Source organism: Budvicia diplopodorum (assembly GCF_009800925.1).
GTDB lineage: Bacteria > Pseudomonadota > Gammaproteobacteria > Enterobacterales > Enterobacteriaceae > Budvicia > Budvicia diplopodorum.
On sequence record NZ_WOYF01000036.1, the window covers coordinates 1 to 1,853 of the forward strand.

The 1,853-nt window shown below is 55.0% G+C and carries 3 protein-coding genes; all 3 read left to right on the top strand.

From position 1 onward, the window contains the following. On the top strand, nt 1–300 hold a 300-nt coding region (locus GVI43_RS15660), incomplete at its 5' end, for a ShlB/FhaC/HecB family hemolysin secretion/activation protein (RefSeq protein ID WP_170324345.1). Between the two features lie 17 nt (nt 301–317). Continuing rightward, complete coding sequence (locus tag GVI43_RS15665; RefSeq protein ID WP_159567766.1) at nt 318–887, top strand: toxin-activating lysine-acyltransferase; 570 nt, start codon at nt 318–320, stop codon at nt 885–887. Next, on the top strand, nt 884–1,853 hold a 970-nt coding region (locus GVI43_RS15670; RefSeq protein WP_159567767.1), incomplete at its 3' end, for a two-partner secretion domain-containing protein. The genes GVI43_RS15665 and GVI43_RS15670, both read left to right, overlap by 4 nt.

Here is a 1,853-nt window from a genome sequence, read left to right on the forward strand (position 1 = left end):
TATGACGGTGAACTGAGCCTGTCGGCCGATCGGGGCTGGTACACCCGCAATGAACTGGCGTGGAGGCTACCGGAGCCGGTACAAAACCACGAATTTTATCTGGGTATGGACTACGGCGAAGTCGGCGGCAAAGGCAGTGAATATATTTTGGGTAAGCATCTGGCCGGTGCAGTGACCGGTTTGAGAGGCTACCTGTTGAACACCAGCTATGACGTATTTGCCGGTATTCCCACCTCCAAGCCAGACGGATTCCAGACCGATCCGGTCACGCTGGGGTTCAATCTTAACTGGCAGTACTAGGGCGCGGGTCTCAGATTATGAAAATAGATAACTACGTCATTTCCGCACCGCTTATGCTAGGCGGTGAACACAGCGAAGCAGAAGCCTTCGGTGCCGCCGTGTGGCTGTGGATGCATTCGCCTTCTCACCGCGACGCGCCGTTACATACGTTACCGACGCTGCTGTTACCGGCAATTAAGAAACAACAGTTTGTTTTAGTAAGCGAAAACGAAAAGCCCGTGTTCTATTTTGCCTGGGCGTGGATGGATGAAGAGGCGGAGTATCGCTACCTCACGCAGCCCGCCGTGATGATCCAAGAGCGCGACTGGACCAGCGGCGACCGCCTGTGGGTGCTGGACTGGATATCGCCGTTTGGCCATACCGGCAAAATGAAAGAGATCGTGACTGATATTGTTTTCCCCGACCAATTTGGCCGCTTCCTCTATCACAAAGGGGAGATGACCGGGAAAAAGATAAAAACCTGGCATGGAAAAAATATCGATAAATCAATTACCGGCCCTTGGTATCAAACGCATCCGCTGGCTACTGAAATAACTACGAATATAACTACGAATAATAGACACGTTTTAGAAACGGATATCCTATGAATAAGAATCTCTATCGCATCGTATTCAACAAAGCCCGCGGTATGCTGATGGTGGTGTCTGACATTGCCGGCAGCCACAGCGCCGGTTCAACGACCTCCGGCACCGGTCATACTCTCAGCCAGCTGATTGCCGGAATTTCTCCGCTCACGCTGTTCACCAGCCTGGCGCTGGGGTTAATGACCATCAGCTTACCGGCCAGCGCCGACATCGTGGCAGACCACGCGGCTCCGGCCAATCAGCAGCCTACGGTTATCAACAGCGGTAACGGCACGCCGCAGGTGAATATCCAAACCCCGAGCGCCGGTGGGGTGTCGCGCAATACCTATTCGCAGTTTGACGTGGACCAGCGAGGCGTGATTTTAAATAACGCCAACGCCCCGGCCACTACCCAGCTCGGCGGCTACGTGGCCGCTAACCCGTGGCTAGCGCAGGGCGAAGCCAAAATCATTCTCAATGAGGTAAACTCCCGCGACCCGAGCAAGCTCAACGGCTATATCGAAGTGGCCGGTAAAAAAGCGCAGGTAGTGATTGCCAACCCGTCGGGTATCACCTGTGACGGCTGCGGATTTATCAACGCTAACCGCGCCACGCTGACCACCGGTACGCCGGTCGTTAACAACGGTAATCTGGACGGGTATACCGTTACGCAGGGTAAAATCGTGGTGCAGGGCCGAGGGTTGGATAGTAACCAGCAGGACTACACCGACCTGATTGCCCGCTCCGTTGACGTCAATGCCGGGATTTGGGCCAAAGAATTAACCGTGGTGGCGGGTAAAAACCGGGTCAGTGCCGACACCACTCAAATCGAAAAACTGGGTAAAAACGACGCCGACAGCCCTCAGTTTGCCGTTGACGTTGCCGCCCTCGGCGGTATGTATGCCAACAGCATTCGGCTGATTGGTACCGAAGACGGCGTCGGCGTACACAATGCCGGTACCATCGGCACGCAGGCGGGGTCGGTGGTGG

Excerpts from the sequence above, each read along its gene's own strand:
- GVI43_RS15665 (WP_159567766.1), top strand. The coding sequence starts at position 318 with ATGAAAATAGATAACTACGTCATTTCCGCACCGCTTATGCTAGGCGGT.